We start from the raw sequence: 1,287 nt of genomic DNA, 5'->3' as shown, positions 1-1,287 counted from the left end.
CGTCCTGCGCCGACCGGTCCAGGGCGGCGCGCAGCGCCGACCGCAGCCCGTCGTGGCCCCGGCCCAGGGCGAAGAACGGATCGCGCCAGCGTTCCTCCGGATACCTCCGCACCGACCGGTCGCGAAGATCCGCGGGCTCCCACCGGTACCGCGGCCAGACGGCGGCGACCGGGCCACCGGAGCCGGGAAGCTCCACATCCACCCCGGTGCACGCCGGGTCCAGCGTTCGGCACGTCTCCTCGACGGCGCCGGCCAGCCGGTCCACGTCCGCGAGGAACGCGACCCGGCGCTCCCGCGGCAGTTCGGCAAACCGTCGGACCGTCGGATCGTCACACAGCAGCAGTGCGTGGCCCGGCAGGAACTGCGCCTCCGCCAGTACGGCGAACCCCGCGTCGAGCCGCCGCAACACCGCCGGGTTCTCCCCGCGCAACGCGCTCGCGACCCGGTCCTCCCGCCACCCCTCGTCCATGGCAGCAGCCTATCCGGGACGCCGGGACGAGCCGTCGGCGGAGTTCGCCCGCCCGCCACGTGTGGGGCGGGGGTCGAACACGGCTGCGGAACGCCGGTAGGGTCCCGGGCCATGAGCGACACACTCCTCCTCGTCACCGCCGCCGTGGCGGCCGTCCTCGGCGCGGCAGCGGCCGGGTGGTTCCTGCGCGGCCACGTCTACGGCCTCGCGCTGCGCCGCAAACAGCGGTTCTTCGGGCTGCCCGACAACTCCGAGTGCCTGCTGGTCGTCAGCCGGGAGACCGGCGCGGACGGTGCGGTGTCACGCAACGACGTGTTCGCCCTGCTGGAGCTGGCCGCCCTCATCAAGGCCTGCCACGCCAACGCCCAGGTGATGTCCGGCGACGCGCCGCAGCAGGGCTTCGGCGAACGCACCGAGATATGCCTGGGGAGCCCCCTCGGCAACCGTCGGATGGCCGCCCACCTGCACAGTCTGATGCCCGGTGTCAGCTTCGACACCGAGACGGCGGCAGGCCCCGACCGCGGCGCGCTCACCGTCGGCACCGAGCGGCACCGGCTGGTCAACGGCTCCGTGGAGCACGTCCTGCTCGCCCGCCTGACCGCCGGGCAGGGGGGTCGCCCCGTCTTCCTCGCCTGCGGCCAGCGGTCCATCACCCACCAGGCCGCGGCACGGCATCTGGCCAAACATCACGTCAAACTGGCCCGCCGATACGGCTCCGGCGGCAACTTCGTCCTGCTGCTCAGGGTCGTCAACTCGCAGGCGTACGGGCCTGACGTGGTGGAAGTCCTCGGCGACGTCACCAAGGAGGCCACCACACC

The 1,287-nt window shown here is 73.3% G+C and carries 2 protein-coding genes; one reads left to right on the top strand and one right to left on the bottom strand.

Annotation, left to right across the window (positions count from 1 at the left end):
• A partial coding sequence (locus HCJ92_RS24125) for a diadenosine tetraphosphate hydrolase (RefSeq protein WP_167935719.1) occupies positions 1–469 on the bottom strand: 469 nt, incomplete at its 3' end.
• A 111-nt stretch (positions 470–580) separates the two neighbouring features.
• Here HCJ92_RS24125 and HCJ92_RS24120 point away from each other — a divergent pair.
• On the top strand, positions 581–1,287 hold a 707-nt coding region (locus HCJ92_RS24120), incomplete at its 3' end, for a hypothetical protein (protein ID WP_167935718.1).

It is taken from the genome of Streptomyces spiramenti, assembly GCF_012034385.1.
Classification (GTDB): domain Bacteria; phylum Actinomycetota; class Actinomycetes; order Streptomycetales; family Streptomycetaceae; genus Streptomyces; species Streptomyces spiramenti.
This window is presented reverse-complemented; position numbering and strand designations above follow the sequence as displayed.